The following is a 16,579-nucleotide window of genomic DNA, read 5'->3' on the forward strand; positions in this document are numbered from 1 at the left end:
GCCCGTGGCCATTGTGGGAGTGGGGATCGACGTCGTGTCCATCCCGGAGTTCGCCGAGCAGGTCGACCAGCCCGGCACCATGTTCGCCGAAACCTTCACCCCGGGTGAGCGCCGGGACGCCGCCGACAAATCGTCGGTGGCGGCCCGGCACCTGGCGGCGCGCTGGGCGGCGAAGGAGGCTGTGATCAAGGCCTGGTCGGGCTCACGGTTCGCCCAGCGGCCGGTGCTCCCGGAGGCGATCCACCGCGACATCGAGGTCGTCACCGACATGTGGGGCCGACCCAAGGTGCGGCTGTCCGGGGACATCGGCCGGCACCTGGCCGATGTCACCATCCACGTGTCGCTGACGCACGAGAAGGACACCGCCGCGGCGGTGGCCATCCTCGAAGCGCCGTAAACCTGCTGGTCACGTCGGCTGTGCTGATGGGGCCGTGGTCATCCGATGATCCCGACGCGGCACGTCCGCCAGGGCGGATATGCCGTCACCGCGGGTAGTGCAGTGTGCACCCCTGCGACCGAAATCTGCGACCGGATGCTGTAGTCGCGGGGGCCGCGTTTCGGCCATTGTGAAGGTCCCGGATCACACCGACCACAGCAAGGAAACGCCGCCATGCCCGCAACCACCACCGCGAAACTACGCACGATCGCCAGCACAGCTCCGATCGACGAGATTCTGTCGATCGTCCGCGCGGATGGCGGCGTCATCGTGAAGGGACTTCTCACACCGGATCAGGTCGCACGATTCAACGCCGAGATCGACCCGGCCCTGCGGGGTTTGGATGCCGGTTCAAAGCACGACAACGAAATCGTCGCGGAGTTTCACGGTCGGAACACCAAGCGCCTCACCAACTTGGTCACCCGAAGCGAGACCTTCCGCCGCGAAGTGATCGATCACGACCTCGTTCATGCGCTGGCCGATGCGGTGTTTCTCGAAGAATCGGGCACCTACTGGATGACGACGGCACAGGTGATCGAGATCGGTCCGGGCAACGCCGCCCAGATGCTCCACGGCGACCTGGAGAATTGGTTTCCGTTCGTCGGCATGGGACCCGCCGGGCCCGAGGTGACCGTCAACTTCCTGATCGCCCTGACCGACTTCACCGAGGAGAACGGCGCCACCCGGGTGATTCCGGGTAGCCACAAATGGGATGACTTCGAGGACCGCGGCGCGCCCGAGCAGACCGTTCCGGCCGAGATGAGTGCTGGTGACGCGCTGTTCTTCAGCGGCAAGACCGCCCACGGCGGCGGCGCGAACCGCACTTCCGACGAGTATCGCCGTGCGGTCAGCTTCGCATTCAACCCGGGCTTCTTGGTAGGCGAGGAGGCCTACCCGTTCCTGGTCGACCGCGAACTCGCGCGATCGCTCCCGGACCGCGTTCAGAGCCTCATCGGATTCCGCTCGCAATACCCGACCGGCTCTCCGGGACTTTGGCAGGTCGACTACAGCGAGCTCGCGGACTATCTGGACCGCTGACCGATAGCGCGGTCATGTCATGACCGAAGCGAGGGAGTCACGCCTGAGGTACCGGTTGGCCCGCTCGCACGTCGGCCTCGTCCTGTGGACCGACGACCCTCAGCGGGCCAACGCGTTGGACGAGGCGGTCGCGGCCGTTCGCTCCGCTTCGGCGGGGGGAAGCGCCCTGATAGCCCGGGCCACTGCCACCTCGCGCTGGATCTGGCTATCCGGGGCCGCGACACCTGACCTTCGCCACATCGAGAAGGTGGTGGCGAAGGCGGAGAATGTTCGAGCGGCCGTCGGAAGGCCGGGACGAGGACTCGACGGGTTCAGGTCCAGCCACCAAGACGCCCTCGCCGCCCAGGCACTGGTCGTTCGACTCGGATCCGACCGGCGCTTCACGGCGTACGCAGACGTCGAGCTCATCGACAGCATCACGAAGGACCCTGCCAGCGCACGACGCTTCGTCACCAACACCCTCGGCCCGCTGACCGAAGCAGACGAAGCGATACGGCAGGCGCTACTGACTTACGTGCAGTGCGGCTTCAACACCACTCGGGCGGCGGCAATCCTCTACGCACACCGAAACACCGTCGAGCGCCGGGTGTCGCGCGCCAACGAACTGTCCACGGTCAAAGTGGAAGACAACCCCACCCACGTAGCCGCTGCGCTTCTGGTGCTGGAGATTGCGCCTGATATCGCGGTGAGCACACCCTTCTAAACACAACGAGGATCAGCGAGCGGCCTACTGGTCGAAGCGGGTGTAGCAGTCCTCGGCGTCGCCGTTGACCACGCCGCTGCGGAACGCGACGATCCGGGTGAAACCGGCCGGCACCGTCCCGCCGTCGACATCACTGGCGGCCAGCCCGTTGGACAGCAACCCGGCCACCGCCTCGTCGATGTCACCGGCGGACAGGTACAGCCCGCGGCCCGAGGGCACCTCGAGTTCCTCGGACATCGCGCGCTGCGCCACGCCGGTCAGGCAGGCGGTCCGCAGTCCGACCTCCGCGCCGCGCATATCCATGCCCCGCTCGTGCTGCAGGGCCAGCGCGTAGCGCGATGTCACCACCGACAGCGCCGAGTTGTCGCCTTGGAGCAGAACGAAATTCGCCTCATTGGCCGGCGTGCCGAGTTCCTGCAGCGCCGCCATGTCAACGTAGATGGTGTTGTCGCTCGGGCAGTAGGAGGCCGGCGGAGTGTCCTCGGCGTCCGGGCAGTCCGAGGAATCGGTCGACAGCTTCGGCGGGTCCGACGGGGAGAAGACCACGCCGAGCACCTCCATCAGATCGGTCAGCACCTGCTCGTCGATCTCGACGTCGCCGCCGGTGCCGAACGTCACGTCAACCTTGGTGGATTCCGGCAGGTCGCCGTTGCGCTTGGCGATCTCGTCCTCGTCGATGCCCGCGCAGGCCGACACCCCCGAAGTGAAGCCGAGCTGGAACGCGCTGATGCGCTCCAGCGCGGTGCCGTGGCCGTCGTCGGGATTGTCGAAGACGGTCAGCAGCGGGTCGCGCAGCACCAGCAGGCCGGCGAGCACGTAATTCAGCCCCTCGCCGGTGCTCATCTGGAACCGGGTGGAATTGCCCTCGGCGACCCAGCGCAGATAGTCCCCGGCGAAGCAGTCGGCCTGCTGCTCGGCGACCAGGGTGCTGGTTCTGCGGTTGATCAGGTTTGCCATCATCTGCAGGGCGTGCCCGTATTCGTGGGCGAGCACGCCGTTGACGGCCATCTCGCCGAAGAACTTCTGCGCCACCGGCAGCAGCACGCCGCGGTCCCAGGCGATGATCCGGCTCTCGAAGCAGTACATCGCGTTGGCGAACTCGTAGGTGTCATTGCCGCACACCATGTCGCCGGGCACCTCGGAGTCATAGGACTGCAGGCCCGAGACCGGGGTGAACGTCCCCGGCAGCACCGGCGAGTAGTTCTCGTGCCAGTAATCCTCGAGGTCGTTGACCGACAGCAGCGCCAGCTTGTCGATGTCGCCGTTGTCGGTGCCCTCGACGGTGCCGGTTGGCGGCGGAGAGTTCGGCCGCACGCCGCTGGGCCCCTCGGTGACGGCCATGCCGCCGACCCGATTGGGGTTGTACAGCCCGGAGGTCGGTTTGCCGTCGACCATGCCGCCGCAGCCGGAAAGCACCACCATCGCGACCCCGGCGATCGCCATCAGGGTTTTGCTTCGCAACTTCACGCGCAACAGCCTAGTTTGCCCGCGGACGGTCGCGAGACGCCTTTTGCCGGGACGGCGCGGCGGCGGGACTAGGGTGTGCGGCATGTCTGAGCTTGGGAACCGGGTGGCCGAGTTGCTGCCGTCGGTGCGCGCCGACCTGGAGGACCTCATTCGTATCCAGTCGGTGTGGGCCGACGAGGCCCGCCGGCCCGAGGTGATCCGCTGCGCCGACACGGTGGCCTCGTTGCTGTCCGGCGCCGGTTTCCCGGACGTGAGCGTGGTCAGCGCCGGGGGAGCGCCCGCGGTGATCGCCCGCTATCCCGCCCCGGCGGGTGCGCCCACCGTGCTGCTCTACGCGCACCATGACGTGCAGCCCGAAGGCGATCCGTCGCAATGGGATTCGGCGCCGTTCGTTCCCACCGAGGTCGACGGCCGGCTGTACGGCCGGGGCAGCTCCGATGACAAGGCGGGCATCGCCTGCCACCTGGCGGCGATGCGGGCATTCGACGGGAAGCCGCCGGTGGGGCTGACGGTTTTCGTCGAGGGCGAGGAGGAGTCCGGGTCTCCGACGCTCGGCGCGTTGCTGGCCGAGCACCGCGAGGCGCTGGCCGCCGACGTCATCGTCATCGCCGACTCCGGCAACTGGAGCACCGAGATCCCGGCGCTGACGGTGTCGCTGCGCGGTCTGGTCGACTGCGAGGTCGAGGTGGCCACGCTGGCCAAGGGCCTGCACTCCGGGATCTGGGGCGGGGTGGTCCCGGACGCGCTCAGCGCACTGGTGCGCCTGCTGGCCAGCCTGCACGACGACGACGGCAACGTCGCGGTCGCCGGCCTCTTCGAGCCACCGGCGCCCGAGCAGGCACTCGACATTCCCGCCGAGCAGATCCGCGCCGAGGCGGGCCTGCTGGAGGGGGTCGGTGAGATCGGCGCCGGTCCGGCGTCGGCCCGGCTGTGGTTCAAACCGGCGATCACCGTCATCGGCATCGACACCACCCCGGTCGCGTCGGCGTCGAACACCCTGATCCCGCGGGCCCGGGCCAAGATCAGCATGCGGGTCGCGCCGGGCGGCGACGCCGGCGCGCACCTGGACGCGTTGCGCGCGCACCTGGAAAGCCACGCCCCGTGGGGCGCGCGGGTCACCGTCACCGACGGCGAACTCGGCCAGCCCTACGCCATCGACGCGACCGGCCCGGTGTACGACGCCATCCGCGCGGCGACCGGCGCCGCGTGGGGGGTGGCGCCGGTGGACATGGGCATGGGCGGCTCGATCCCGTTCATCGCCGAGTTCGCGGCCGCGTTCCCGTCGGCGACTATCGTGGTGACCGGGCCGGAGGACCCGGCCAGCGCCGCGCACAGCGTCAACGAGAGCCAGGACCTCGCCGTGCTCGCCAAGGCCGCCACCGCGGAGACCCTCTTCCTGGCGGCGCTGGGCGATATCGCGTGAGTGCTGTGCGTCCGTGAGAAGTGTTGGCGGAGGCGGTCATCGAGTGAGAACCCTGGTACGTCGGTGAGACATGACGCACCTCAGTGAGACGTGGCGGCGGCCCTTTTCATCGATTGAGAAATTATGTACACGTTGTTCGAGAAGGGGTGTGCGTCAGGTCTCAGTCGATGAGAAACGCCTACCTGAGGTCTCACTGACGTACCTGAGTTCTCACCGACCGACCTGGTTTCTCAGTCGATGAGGCTGTGCGCCAACGTTTCTCACCAGCCGACCTGATTTCTCACTCGACGGAGGGGGCTTGAGCCAGGCGGCGTTGGCCGCTTGCCCCGGCCGCCTGACCTGTCTCACACGCTCATCCCTCGCCCACTCGACGAGTCAGACGGTCTGACGGTCGTGGCCGGCCCAGTATGGCTGGCGCAGATCCTTCTTCAGGATCTTGCCGGTGGGGTTGCGCGGCAGCGCCTCCATCAGGTCGATCTGCTTGGGGCACTTGTAGTGTGCGAGTCGCTCCCGGCACCAGGCGATCAGCAACTCGGGGTCGACGAGGTTCGGATCGGACTCCGGGTCCAGCGCGATGGTGGCGTGCACCGCCTCGCCCCACTTCTCGTCGGGGACGCCGTAGACCGCGACCTCCATCACCGACGGGTGTTCGGCGAGCACCCGCTCCACCTCGAGTGAGTACACGTTTTCACCGCCGGTGATGATCATGTCCTTGAGCCGGTCCTCGACGTAGAGGTAGCCGTCGGCGTCGATGCGCCCGATATCGCCGGTGCGGAACCAGCCATCGGCGGTGATCGCCTCCGCGGTGGCCTCCGGGCGTTTGCGGTAGCCCTTCATCAATTGCGGTGTGCGGAACCATAATTCACCCTGGGTGCCGGTCGGCTGCGGATCGCCGGTGTCCGGATTTACGACCTGCAGTTCGCAGTGGTCCACCAGGGTGCCCGCGCTGATCAGCCGCTCCGGATGCTCGGTGTCGCGGTGGTCTTCGGGCATCAGGTGGCTGATCACTCCGCACACCTCGGTCAGGCCGTACACCTGGATGAAGTCGGTGTCCGGCCAGGCCTGCAACGCCGCGCGCAGCAGCGGCAGCGGCATCGGCGACGCCCCGTAGCTGTAGGTCTTGAGCGCGCTGAACAGTTTCACCGCGTCCGGCCCGGATTCGAGCACCTTGGCCAGCACCGCCGGCACCAGGAACGCGCGGTTGGCGCCGGCCAGGATCGCCCCGGCCAGCGACAGCCCGTCCACCTCGCGGGTCATCACCGCCGGGAAACCGTCGTGAATCGGCACCTGGACGTAGGAGGAGCCGCCGACGTGGAACAGCGGCATCGCGACCATGCATTTGTCGCCCTCGTCGAAGGCCCAGCCGTCGTGCGAATACAGCGTGTGCGCAATGAGATTCGCGTGTGTGAGTTCGACACCCTTGGGCCGGCCGGTGGTGCCCGACGAGTACATGATGAGCACCACGTCGTCCGGGTCGCGGTCCTCTGCGCGCGCTACGGGGGCCGAACTCGCCAGCAGGGCTTCGTATTCGTCGCCGTCGCCGCCCTCGGGGGTCAGGCCAACGATCGTCTGCAGCTTCGGCAGTCTGCCGGCGATGCCTTCGATGGTGGGACGGAACTCCTCGCCGACCACCAGGAGTTCGGCGTCGGCGTCATCGAGCACATAGGCCAACTCGTCGCCGGAAAGTCGGAAGTTCACCACCACCGTCGCCGCTCCGAGCGACAGCGCGGCCATGGTCAGCTCGACGCCGGCCGGGTGGTTCTTGTCCAGGAAGCCGACGACGTGGCCGCGGCCGATGCCGCGCTCGCGCAGCGCGCCGGCGAGTCGCCGGATCCGATCGTTCCACTGTGACCAGGTCCAGGTGCGGCCCAGATAGTGCACCGCCTCGCCGTCGGGATTGGTCTGGGCCCAGTGGTTCAGGCGGTCATCGAGGAAGCGGGGCGTCGGCGCCGAGTCGGTCACGCCCCCAGCATGGCAAACCGCTGACGACGGCGGTAGGCCCGGAGCAAGAAATTATCGCCGGACAGAATTTTTCTCGGCCCAGCCGCCCCAGGGCCGCCACCGGCACCAGCGGAGGGTGCTGGGCAACAGCGCCAGCACGGCGATGAGCACGGCGGCGATCAGGCGTCCCACCACCGTGTTGACCGGACCCGCGGCCATTTCGAAGGACGATTCCACGGCGATCTTGGCGGTGAATCCGCTCGGCGACGGGCCGGCCTCGTCCTCGATCCTCACTTCAGCGGTCATGAAACAAGGCTATTGCCGCCCGGCGACGCTTCAGATCGCAAGTTCCGTTGGCGGTTTCAACGCCGAGCCGCGCTAAACCGCCAGATCCCGGCGCAGCTTGGCGACGTGGCCGGTCGCCTTCACGTTGTACTGCGCGACCTCGATCTTGCCGTTCTCGTCGACGACGAAGGTGGACCGGATCACGCCGGTGACGACCTTGCCGTACAGCTTCTTCTCGCCGTACGCGCCCCAGGCGGTCAGCACGTCCTTGTCCGGGTCCGACAGCAGCGGGAAGTTCACCGAATCGCGGTCGCGGAACTTCGCCAGCTTCTCCGGCTTGTCCGGGGAGATGCCGACGACGTCGAGCCCGGCGCCTTCCAGCTCGCTCAGATTGTCCCGGAAATCGCAGGCCTGCTTGGTGCAGCCCGGGGTCATCGCCGCCGGATAGAAGTAGACGATGACCTTGCGTCCGGCGTAATCCGACAGCTTGACGACGTTGCCGTCGGCGTCGGGCAGCGCGAACGCGGGGGCAGTGTCACCGGGTTGCAGGCGAACGTTCTCGGTCATGGGGACTAGGGTAGTGCGGCAGGTACGGCGCGCAGGTGAGAAGGAGGCCGCAAGTGGCGGATCAGGATCCCGAGGCCATCAAGGCCCAGATCGACGTCGCCCGAAATCAGTTGGCGTCCACCGTCGACGCGCTGGCTGAGCGGGCCAACCCGCGCCGGATCGCCGACGACGCCAAATCCAAGGCGTTGGCGACCATCAATCAGCCCGCGGTGAAGGCGACCGCGGCCGGCGTGGTCGGTTTGGTGCTGCTGGTGGTCGTGCTCCGGGTGCGCCGCCAGCGCGAGATCCGCCGCCTGCTGCGCGACTACTGACCGCATTCGGCGCAGCCGTCGCAAAACCGCTGACCACCGCCAATCTCACCGCTGGCGGCGGGTATCGCCCCGCGGACACGATCTGACGTTTCATAATGGGCGCTCGCCGGTCGACACCTCGTGCGCGCCGGTCAACGTCGACGCTCGGGAGGACGCGGTGAGCAGCGCGCAGGATCCGGCGCCGGACGACCCAGGCGATCCGCTGTGGTTGCCGCCAAAGCCGCGCCGGGACCGTTCGCTCGTGGTCGCTGGTGTCGGCATCGCGATCGCGCTGGTCGCTGGACTGCTGTTCTCCCTGTTCGGGGGCGCGAACGCCATCCTCGGCGCCGGCGACGCGGAGCAGACCGTCGTCATCGGGACCACCGAGGGCAGCCAGGACTACTGGCCGGTGCTGCAGCGATTGGCCGCCGAAGAAGGCATCACCATCAAGGTCGTCAACTTCGCCGATTACTCCCAACCCAACCCGGCGCTCGCCCAGGGCCAGACCGACCTCAACCTGTTCCAGCATCTGCTGTTCTTGGCCAGCTACAACGTGGAGGCGGGCGAGGATCTGGTTCCGGTCGGCTCGACGGTGGTGGTGCCGCTGGGCCTGTACTCCCGCAAGTACACCGCCGTCGGCGACATTCCCGACGGCGCGGAGATCGCCATCCCCAACGACCCCACCAACCAGGCCCGCGCGTTGCTGGTGCTGCAGCAGGCCGGGTTGATCCGGCTGGTCGGCGGCGGCAGCGTCACGTCCACCCCGGCCGATGTGGACGCGGCCGGCTCGCGGGTGAAGGTGGTGCCCATCAGCGCCCAGCAGACCGTCACCTCGCTGCCGTCGGTGGCCGCGGCGGTCATCAACAACGGCTTCGCGATGGACGCCGACATCGACCCGTCGTCGGCGATCTACAACGACGACGCCACCTCGCCGGCCGCGCAGCCCTACATCAACGCGTTCGCCGCCCGCGCCGAGGACAAGGACAACCCGCTGTTCGCGCGGATCGTCGAGCTGTACCACGACCCCGAGGTGATCAAGGCGGTGCGCGAGGCGTCCCGGAACACCTCGGTCATCGTCGACCTGCCGGCCGACGAATTGCAGCGCATCACCGTCGGCCTGCAAGAACAACTGAGCGACGAGTAGCGGCAGGAAGCAGGTTCTGGTGGCACCCATCGTCGAGTTCGTCGACGTCAGCAAGACCTACCCGGTGCGCGGTGACGCCGGTTCCTTCGACGCGCTGTCGAATATCAGCCTCGCGATCGAGGACGGCAGCATCTCGGCGATCATCGGCGGCTCCGGCGCGGGCAAATCGACGCTGGTCCGGATGATCAACGCGCTGGAGCGGCCGACCGGCGGCAAGGTGCTGGTCGAGGGCGTGGACATCACCACCCTGAGCGCCAAGGAGATCCGGAAGCTGCGCAACCGCATCGGGATGGTGTTCCAGCAGTTCAACCTGCTGTCCTCGCGCACCGTGTACGGCAATATCGCGTTCGCGCTGGAGGCCGCCGGAATCGACAAGGCCCGCCACCGCGACCGCATCGCCGAGCTGCTGCACTTCGTCGGTCTCGCCGAAAAGGCCTGGTCCTACCCGAGCCAACTGTCCGGCGGGCAGAAGCAGCGGGTCGGCATCGCCCGCGCGTTGGCCGCCAACCCCCGGATCCTGCTGGCCGACGAGGCCACCTCCGCGCTGGACCCGCAGACCACCAACGATGTGCTGCGGCTGCTGCAGAAGGTCAACGCCGAGTTCGGCATCACCGTCGTGGTGATCACCCACGAAATGGATGTGGTGCGCAAGATCGCCGACCGGGTCGCGGTGCTGGAGGACGGCCGGCTGATCGAAGAGGGCTCGGTCTACGACATCTTCGCCGCGCCCCAGGCCGAGTTGACCGCCGGATTCGTCGCCACCGCCATGCACAACCGGCCGTCCGCCGAGGACACCGCGCTGTTGGCCGACGCGCACCCGGGCCGGCTGATCGCCGTCGGCGTGGGGGAGGGCCTGCGGTTCGGCGCCGCGCTGACCGACGCCCTCCGCGCGGCCGACGGCGTCGGCTTCGAGATTGTCTACGGCGGCGTCTCGGCGCTCGGCGGACGCTCGGTCGGCAATCTCACCCTCGCGCTGACCGGCCCGGACTCGCGCGTCGACGACGTGATCGCGCGGCTTCGGGAACACACCACGGTGGAGGAGCTGGCGCGATGAGCACCGAGTGGGCGACGTTGAGTCCCATCTTCTGGCAGTCGACGTGGGAAACGCTGCAGATGGTGGTCGTCACGCTGGTGGTCGGCGGCTTCTTCGGGCTGATCGTCGGCGTGCTGCTCTACACCACCCGCAGCGGCGGGATCCTGGCCAACCGCTGGGTCTACACCATCCTGAATGTGCTGGTGAACTTCATCCGGCCGATCCCGTTCATCATCTTCATCGTCGCGATCGGCCCGCTCACCCTCAACGTCATCGGCACCACCATCGGCACCAAGGCGGCGATCTTCGCGCTGTGCATCGCCGCCACCTTCGGCATCTCCCGGATCGTCGAGCAGAACCTGGTGTCGGTGGATCCGGGGGTGATCGAGGCCGCCCAGGCGATGGGCGCCGGGCCGCTGCGGATCATCACCCGGGTGCTGCTGCCCGAAGCGCTGGGACCGCTGATCCTGGGCTACACCTTTGTGTTCATCGCGGTGGTGGACATGACCGCGGTGGCCGGTTCGGTCGGCGGTGGCGGGCTGGGCAACTTCGCCATCACCTACGGCTACCAGCGGTTCAACTGGACGGTCACCTGGATCGCGGTGGCGGCCATCATCATCCTGGTGCAGGCCGCGCAATTCTTCGGCAACTGGCTGTCGGGGAAGGCCCTGCGGCGCTAGCTCAGCGGTAGGGGTTGGGCACCCGGCCGCGGCTGGCCTGGGTCAGCAGCGGCAGTGTCGCGAAGGTGACCGCCGGCAACCGGACATCCCGGCCGCCGTCGCGCAGCCGGGCCCGCGCCCATTTGCCCTTCACGAAGTGCAGTCCGTCGATGTCCTCCCACGGAATGCGGGTGCTGCCCAACAACTCGTGGGCGGTCACGGCGTCGGCGTCGGCCTCGGTGCGCAGCCGGGCGATCGCGACCGACGCGAGCAGCGGCAGGACCATCAGCACCGTCGACGGCGGCCACAGGAACGCCGGCAACAGCAGGATCAGCACCATGAAGAAAGCCGCGATGTGTGCCATCGGCGAGATGCGGATGACCACCGGCTTGTTCACGCAGGCCATCATACGTAGCCGGGTCAAACCGCCGAGGCGAAGTGGAATGGGTTGCGATTTGACGCATCTGTGGTGCGAGGACTACCGTCGCGTGCATGCAGAAGCTGGTAGTACTTGGTCGGCGCGTTGGTGCGTGACCGGTCGTAGCTACCTGTAGCTCCAACGCGCAACCCTCGTGCAGCACATGACGCTGGCGAGGGTTTTTTGTTGCCCGGCATATCGAACGAGATTGAAGAGGACACCGTGAGCGCTCCCACGACGCGACCACCGGAACAGCAGGGGAACAACGCCCCCACCTCGGCCAATGGCGCCGCGGTGGGCAAGCCGGCCCCCAACGGCAAGGCCAACCCGGCGGTGCCGGGCGACGCCGTCGCGCCGGTGCAGCTCACCGGCGCCGAAGCGGTGGTCCGATCCCTGGAGCAGCTGGGCGTCGACACCATCTTCGGCATCCCCGGCGGCGCCGTGCTGCCGGTCTATGACCCGCTGTTCGACTCGACCAAGCTGCGCCACGTGCTGGTCCGCCACGAGCAGGGCGCCGGCCACGCCGCCAGCGGCTACGCGCACGCCAACGGCCGCGTCGGCGTCATGATGGCCACCTCCGGCCCCGGCGCGACCAACCTGGTCACCCCGCTGGCCGACGCGCAGATGGACTCGATCCCCGTCGTCGCCATCACCGGGCAGGTGGGCCGCGGCCTGATCGGCACCGACGCGTTCCAGGAAGCCGACATCTCCGGCATCACCATGCCGATCACCAAGCACAACTTCCTGGTGAGCAACGGCGACGACATCGCCCGGATGATCGCCGAGGCGTTCCACATCGCCTCCTCCGGCCGTCCCGGCGCGGTGCTGGTCGACATCCCCAAGGACATCCTGCAGGGGCAGTGCACCTTCAGCTGGCCGCCGACCATGGAGTTGCCCGGCTACAAGCCGAACACCAAGCCGCACAGCCGCCAAATCCGCGAAGCCGCGAAATACATTGCGGCGGCGAACAAGCCGGTCCTCTACGTCGGCGGCGGCGTGATCCGCGGCGAGGCGACCGACGAGCTGCTGGAGCTGGCGGAGATGACCGGCATCCCGGTGGTCACCACCCTGATGGCCCGCGGCGCGTTCCCCGACAGCCACCCGCAGCACCTGGGCATGCCGGGCATGCACGGCGCGGTGACCGCGGTCGCCGCGCTGCAGAAGGCCGATCTGCTGATCGCGCTGGGCACCCGGTTCGATGACCGGGTGACCGGCCAGCTGGACTCCTTCGCGCCGGACGCCAAGGTCATCCACGCCGACATCGACCCCGCCGAGATCGGCAAGAACCGGCACGCCGACGTGCCGATCGTCGGCGATGTGTTGGCCGTCATCACCGACCTGATCGCCGCGCTGCGCAAAGACGGCGCCCCCGGGAACTTGAACCTGGAGTCCTGGTGGGAGTACCTGTCCGGGATGCGGGCCACCTACCCGCTGAGCTACGGCCCGCAGTCCGACGGCAGCCTGAGCCCGGAGTTCGTCATCGAGCGGCTCGGCGAGATCGCCGGACCGGACGCAATCTATGTCGCCGGCGTGGGCCAGCACCAGATGTGGGCCGCGCAGTTCATCAAGTACGAGAAGCCGCGCACCTGGCTGAACTCCGGCGGCCTGGGCACCATGGGCTACTCGGTGCCCGCCGCGATGGGCGCGAAGATGGCCTGCCCGGACAAAGAGGTGTGGGCCATCGACGGCGACGGCTGCTTCCAGATGACCAATCAGGAGCTGGCCACCTGCGCCATCGAGGGCGTGCCGATCAAGGTCGCGCTGATCAACAACGGCAACCTGGGCATGGTCCGGCAGTGGCAGACGTTGTTCTACGGCGAGCGCTACAGCCAGACCGACCTGGCCACCCACAGTCAGCGCATCCCGGACTTCGTCAAGCTGTCCGAGGCGATGGGTTGCGTCGGATTGCGTTGCGAGCGTGCCGAAGACGTCGACGACGTGATCCGGCAGGCCCGTGAGATCAACGACCGCCCGGTGGTCATCGACTTCATCGTCGGCGCCGACGCCCAGGTATGGCCGATGGTCGCCGCCGGCACCGGCAACGACCAGATCATGGCCGCCCGCGACATCCGTCCGCTGTTCGACAATGAGGATCAGGTCTGATGACAATCCACACCCTGTCCGTCCTGGTGGAGGACAAGCCCGGCGTCCTGGCCCGTGTCGCGGCGCTGTTCTCCCGCCGCGGCTACAACATCGAGTCGCTGGCCGTCGGCGCCACCGAGCACAAGAACATGTCGCGGATGACGATCGTCGTCTCGGTGGACGACTTCCCGCTGGAGCAGATCACCAAGCAGCTCAACAAGCTGATCAACGTGATCAAGATCGTCGAGCAGGACGTCGAGAACTCGGTGTCCCGCGAGCTGGCGCTGATCAAGGTCCGGGCCGACGCCGGCACCCGCAGCCAGGTCATCGAGGCCGTTAATCTGTTCCGCGCCAAGGTGGTCGACGTGTCCACCGAGTCGCTGACCATCGAGGCCACCGGCACCCAGGAGAAGCTCGACGCGCTGCTGCGGGTGCTCGAGCCCTATGGCGTCCGGGAGATCGTCCAATCCGGCATGGTGTCGCTGTCCCGCGGGCCGCGGGGCATGGCCACCTCCAAGTAGCTTTTTTCACGACCCCTCACAAGATAGGAAAACCCAAGTGGCAGTTGAGATGTACTACGACGACGACGCGGATCTGTCGCTGATCCAGGGCCGCAAGGTCGGTGTGATCGGCTACGGCAGCCAGGGCCACGCCCATTCGCTGTCGCTGCGCGACTCCGGCGTCGAGGTCAAGGTCGGCCTGAAGGAAGGCTCGAAGTCCCGCGAGAAGGTCACCGAGCAGGGGCTGGAGGTGGACACCCCCGCGGAGGTCGCCAAGTGGGCCGACGTCATCATGCTGCTGGCGCCGGACACCGCGCAGGCCGAGATCTTCACCAACGACATCGAGCCGAACCTCAAGGACGGCGACGCGCTGTTCTTCGGGCACGGCCTGAACATCCACTTCGACCTGATCGAGCCGCCGGCCAACGTCACCATCGGCATGGTCGCCCCCAAGGGCCCCGGCCACCTGGTGCGCCGGCAGTTCGTCGACGGCAAGGGTGTGCCCTGTCTGATCGCCATCGATCAGGACCCCAAGGGCGAGGGCGAGGCGCTGGCGCTGTCCTACGCCAAGGGCATCGGCGGCACTCGCGCCGGCGTCATCAAGACCACCTTCAAGGAAGAGACCGAGACCGACCTGTTCGGTGAGCAGGCCGTGCTGTGCGGCGGCACCGAGGAACTGGTCAAGGCCGGGTTCGAGGTCATGGTCGAGGCGGGCTACGCCCCCGAGATGGCCTACTTCGAGGTGCTGCACGAGCTGAAGCTGATCGTCGACCTGATGTACGAGGGCGGCATCGCCCGGATGAACTACTCGGTGTCCGACACCGCGGAGTTCGGCGGCTACATCTCCGGTCCGCGCGTCATCGACGCCGACACCAAGGAGCGGATGCGCGCCATCCTCACCGACATCCAGGACGGCACCTTCGTCAAGCGCCTGGTCGCCAATGTCGAGGGCGGCAACAAGGAGCTCGAGGGCCTGCGCAAGCAGAACGCCGAGCACCCGATCGAGGTCACCGGCAAGAAGCTGCGCGACCTGATGAGCTGGGTGGATCGCCCGATCACCGAAACCGCTTAATTGCGGTTCGCCAGAGGCCCGTCCCGATTCGTCGGGGCGGGCCTTTCGCGGTCAGGGTCCCAAATGCGGCGTCGGGAGGCCGAACTCGCGCTTGAGCACCGCCCGGGCGGCGTAGAAGCCGACCATGCCGTGCACCCCGCCGTTGGGCGGGGCGGCGGCCGAACACAGGTAAGCGCCCGGGATCGGGGTGGCCCACGGGTTCGCGCGCAAAGTCGGGCCCGCCAGCGCCCGCCACATGGAGTTGCCGCCGCCGGTGATGTCCCCGCCGACCAGATTCGCGTTGTGGGAGGCCATTTCGGCGGCCGGGACGCTGCGCACTCCGACCACGATGTCGCGGAAACCCGGGGCGAACCGTTCCACCACCGCCGTCACCGCCTCGGCCTGGTCGACCGGGGAACCGTGCGGCACATGGGCGTACGTCCAGAACGGCCGTCGACCCTGGGAGTCGATGCGGCCCGGGTCCCCGACGTGCGGTGAGGCCGCGAGGACCATCGGTGAATCGGCGTGCCGGCCGGCGTTCACCGCAGCCTCGGCGGTGGCCATCTGATCCCGAGTTCCGCCCAGATGAAACGTCGCCGTCTCCGCGAGCCGCGGATCCGACCACGGAATATCCTCGGAGAGAACGAAATCCACCTTTGCGACGCCCGCGCCGTGGCGAAGTCGGCGCAGCCGCGCGGCATACCGGGCGGGCAGCCGGTCACCGTAGATGTCCAGCAGCGCGCGAGCCGGGGTGTCATAGATGACGACACCTGTGGGCGGCAAGGTCGCCGGCTCATCCAGCACCAGCTCGCCGCCGTGGACGAAGAAGTCGGCCAGCATCGCGTCCGCGATCGCCTGGCTGCCACCGACCGGAACGGGCCAACCGACGGTGTGCGCCAACGTCGCCAACACGGTTCCCAACCCGGCCGCCGGAAGGGACGGCAGCGGCGAGACCGCGTGCGCGGCCACCCCGGCGAACAACGCGCGGGCGTCCTCACCACGCAGCAACCGCCAGCCCGGGCTGCCCTGCAGGCCCACCCGCAGCCCGAGCCGCGTCGCCGCCACCGGGTGCCCCGGCGGCGAGCGCTTGTCGCTCAGCATGGTTTCCACCACCGCATCGGAGTCACGGACCAGGGGAGCGAACATCGCCCGCCAGGAACCCGGATCCGACAGCCCCGCGCAGGTGCGCTCGAAATCGAGATAGGCCAGCGCCGCCGGGCGCCCCGGCAGCGGATTGGCGTAGGAGACCGACGGCGAAACCAACGCCACCCGCTCGGCCAGGCCGAACGAACGGAAGAACGGGGACGCCAGCGCCATCGGATGAATCGCCGAGCACACGTCGTGCGATACGCCCGCGAACTCCGGGTCCGCCACAGTGCGGACCCCACCGCCGGCCGTCGTTTGCCCCTCGATGATTCGAACCCGCAGCCCCGCGCGGGCGCAGACAACAGCGGCGGCCAGACCATTCGGACCGCTGCCGACGACAGTGACATCGGTCATAGGAGCCCCTTTCGCCAGGTAGGCGCTCCGTGACCGCTTTTT

At 68.0% G+C, this 16,579-nt stretch carries 17 protein-coding genes; 11 read left to right on the top strand and 6 right to left on the bottom strand.

From position 1 onward, the window contains the following. The first annotated feature begins 4 nt into the window (after positions 1-4). From acpS to L2Z93_RS05345, 3 genes are all read left to right on the top strand, one after another. A complete protein-coding gene (gene acpS, locus L2Z93_RS05335) occupies positions 5-397 on the top strand; it encodes a holo-ACP synthase AcpS (protein WP_090585511.1) in 393 nt (130 codons plus the stop codon). Positions 398-610: 213 nt separating this feature from the next. Continuing rightward, positions 611-1,474, top strand: a complete 864-nt coding sequence (locus tag L2Z93_RS05340; RefSeq protein WP_090585509.1) for a phytanoyl-CoA dioxygenase family protein — start codon at positions 611-613, stop codon at positions 1,472-1,474. A 19-nt stretch (positions 1,475-1,493) separates the two neighbouring features. Then, complete coding sequence (locus L2Z93_RS05345) at positions 1,494-2,177, top strand: PucR family transcriptional regulator (RefSeq protein ID WP_234785987.1); 684 nt, start codon at positions 1,494-1,496, stop codon at positions 2,175-2,177. Positions 2,178-2,201: 24 nt separating this feature from the next. On the opposite strand, the gene L2Z93_RS05350 is transcribed toward L2Z93_RS05345, so the two are convergent. Further along, positions 2,202-3,728, bottom strand: coding sequence for a neutral zinc metallopeptidase (locus tag L2Z93_RS05350; protein WP_370745803.1), 1,527 nt, complete (start codon positions 3,726-3,728; stop codon positions 2,202-2,204). Between L2Z93_RS05350 and L2Z93_RS05355 the strand changes: the two genes are divergently transcribed. Continuing rightward, complete coding sequence (locus L2Z93_RS05355) at positions 3,727-5,067, top strand: dipeptidase (protein ID WP_090585507.1); 1,341 nt, start codon at positions 3,727-3,729, stop codon at positions 5,065-5,067. The two genes, L2Z93_RS05350 and L2Z93_RS05355, sit on opposite strands and share 2 nt — an antisense overlap. 375 nt (positions 5,068-5,442) lie before the next feature. Here the strand turns inward: L2Z93_RS05355 and L2Z93_RS05360 are convergent, their stop codons facing one another. From L2Z93_RS05360 to bcp, 3 genes are all read right to left on the bottom strand, one after another. Further along, the gene (locus L2Z93_RS05360) at positions 5,443-7,029 is read right to left on the bottom strand and encodes a long-chain-fatty-acid--CoA ligase (protein ID WP_090585504.1); all 1,587 of its coding nucleotides are present in this window, start codon (positions 7,027-7,029) and stop codon (positions 5,443-5,445) included. Positions 7,030-7,080: 51 nt separating this feature from the next. Further along, the gene (locus L2Z93_RS05365; protein ID WP_090585502.1) at positions 7,081-7,314 is read right to left on the bottom strand and encodes a hypothetical protein; all 234 of its coding nucleotides are present in this window, start codon (positions 7,312-7,314) and stop codon (positions 7,081-7,083) included. A gap of 72 nt (positions 7,315-7,386) precedes the next feature. After that, the gene (gene bcp, locus L2Z93_RS05370) at positions 7,387-7,860 is read right to left on the bottom strand and encodes a thioredoxin-dependent thiol peroxidase (protein WP_090585500.1); all 474 of its coding nucleotides are present in this window, start codon (positions 7,858-7,860) and stop codon (positions 7,387-7,389) included. Positions 7,861-7,913: 53 nt separating this feature from the next. Here bcp and L2Z93_RS05375 point away from each other — a divergent pair, with 53 nt between their 5' ends. The 4 genes from L2Z93_RS05375 to L2Z93_RS05390 all read left to right on the top strand — a co-directional run bounded on the left by L2Z93_RS05375 (position 7,914) and on the right by L2Z93_RS05390 (position 11,007). Continuing rightward, the gene (locus L2Z93_RS05375) at positions 7,914-8,171 is read left to right on the top strand and encodes a DUF3618 domain-containing protein (RefSeq protein ID WP_090585499.1); all 258 of its coding nucleotides are present in this window, start codon (positions 7,914-7,916) and stop codon (positions 8,169-8,171) included. Between the two features lie 157 nt (positions 8,172-8,328). Further along, the gene (locus L2Z93_RS05380; protein ID WP_090585497.1) at positions 8,329-9,294 is read left to right on the top strand and encodes a MetQ/NlpA family ABC transporter substrate-binding protein; all 966 of its coding nucleotides are present in this window, start codon (positions 8,329-8,331) and stop codon (positions 9,292-9,294) included. A gap of 19 nt (positions 9,295-9,313) precedes the next feature. Continuing rightward, complete coding sequence (locus L2Z93_RS05385; RefSeq protein ID WP_090585495.1) at positions 9,314-10,348, top strand: methionine ABC transporter ATP-binding protein; 1,035 nt, start codon at positions 9,314-9,316, stop codon at positions 10,346-10,348. Further along, on the top strand, positions 10,345-11,007 hold the full coding sequence (locus tag L2Z93_RS05390) for a methionine ABC transporter permease (RefSeq protein WP_090585493.1): 663 nt from the start codon (positions 10,345-10,347) through the stop codon (positions 11,005-11,007). Before L2Z93_RS05385 ends, L2Z93_RS05390 begins: the two co-directional genes overlap by 4 nt. Position 11,008: 1 nt before the next feature. Here L2Z93_RS05390 and L2Z93_RS05395 read toward each other — a convergent pair whose 3' ends face one another. Beyond that, positions 11,009-11,350 carry a PH domain-containing protein gene (locus L2Z93_RS05395; protein WP_234785994.1) on the bottom strand — a complete coding sequence of 114 codons (342 nt, stop codon included), beginning with the start codon at positions 11,348-11,350 and terminating at the stop codon, positions 11,009-11,011. Positions 11,351-11,626: 276 nt separating this feature from the next. Here L2Z93_RS05395 and L2Z93_RS05400 point away from each other — a divergent pair, with 276 nt between their 5' ends. Genes L2Z93_RS05400 through ilvC form a run of 3 tightly spaced genes read left to right on the top strand, consistent with a single transcriptional unit; the run spans position 11,627 to position 15,058 of the window. Next, complete coding sequence (locus L2Z93_RS05400) at positions 11,627-13,507, top strand: acetolactate synthase large subunit (RefSeq protein WP_090585491.1); 1,881 nt, start codon at positions 11,627-11,629, stop codon at positions 13,505-13,507. Continuing rightward, complete coding sequence (ilvN, locus tag L2Z93_RS05405; protein WP_090585489.1) at positions 13,507-14,007, top strand: acetolactate synthase small subunit; 501 nt, start codon at positions 13,507-13,509, stop codon at positions 14,005-14,007. The genes L2Z93_RS05400 and ilvN overlap by 1 nt, the downstream gene beginning before the upstream one ends. A 49-nt stretch (positions 14,008-14,056) precedes the next feature. Next, entirely contained in the window at positions 14,057-15,058 is a 1,002-nt protein-coding gene (ilvC, locus tag L2Z93_RS05410; RefSeq protein ID WP_193438918.1) for a ketol-acid reductoisomerase, read from the top strand. A gap of 51 nt (positions 15,059-15,109) precedes the next feature. On the opposite strand, the gene L2Z93_RS05415 is transcribed toward ilvC, so the two are convergent. Next, positions 15,110-16,537 (bottom strand): phytoene desaturase family protein, encoded by a 1,428-nt coding sequence (locus L2Z93_RS05415; RefSeq protein ID WP_090585485.1) that lies wholly within the window; start codon positions 16,535-16,537, stop codon positions 15,110-15,112. Positions 16,538-16,579 lie beyond the last annotated feature (42 nt).

The organism is Mycolicibacterium brumae (genome assembly GCF_025215495.1).
Taxonomy (GTDB): Bacteria; Actinomycetota; Actinomycetes; order Mycobacteriales; family Mycobacteriaceae; genus Mycobacterium; species Mycobacterium brumae.

Bases quoted from the DNA above. Each gene is read 5' to 3' on its own strand.
- L2Z93_RS05340 (WP_090585509.1), top strand. From the start codon at position 611: ATGCCCGCAACCACCACCGCGAAACTACGCACGATCGCCAGCACAGCT.
- L2Z93_RS05345 (WP_234785987.1), top strand. From the start codon at position 1,494: ATGACCGAAGCGAGGGAGTCACGCCTGAGGTACCGGTTGGCCCGCTCG.
- L2Z93_RS05355 (WP_090585507.1), top strand. From the start codon at position 3,727: ATGTCTGAGCTTGGGAACCGGGTGGCCGAGTTGCTGCCGTCGGTGCGC.
- L2Z93_RS05350 (WP_370745803.1), bottom strand. From the start codon at position 3,728: ATGCCGCACACCCTAGTCCCGCCGCCGCGCCGTCCCGGCAAAAGGCGT.
- L2Z93_RS05365 (WP_090585502.1), bottom strand. From the start codon at position 7,314: ATGACCGCTGAAGTGAGGATCGAGGACGAGGCCGGCCCGTCGCCGAGC.
- bcp (WP_090585500.1), bottom strand. From the start codon at position 7,860: ATGACCGAGAACGTTCGCCTGCAACCCGGTGACACTGCCCCCGCGTTC.
- L2Z93_RS05390 (WP_090585493.1), top strand. From the start codon at position 10,345: ATGAGCACCGAGTGGGCGACGTTGAGTCCCATCTTCTGGCAGTCGACG.
- L2Z93_RS05395 (WP_234785994.1), bottom strand. From the start codon at position 11,350: ATGGCACACATCGCGGCTTTCTTCATGGTGCTGATCCTGCTGTTGCCG.
- ilvN (WP_090585489.1), top strand. From the start codon at position 13,507: ATGACAATCCACACCCTGTCCGTCCTGGTGGAGGACAAGCCCGGCGTC.
- ilvC (WP_193438918.1), top strand. From the start codon at position 14,057: ATGTACTACGACGACGACGCGGATCTGTCGCTGATCCAGGGCCGCAAG.
- L2Z93_RS05415 (WP_090585485.1), bottom strand. From the start codon at position 16,537: ATGACCGATGTCACTGTCGTCGGCAGCGGTCCGAATGGTCTGGCCGCC.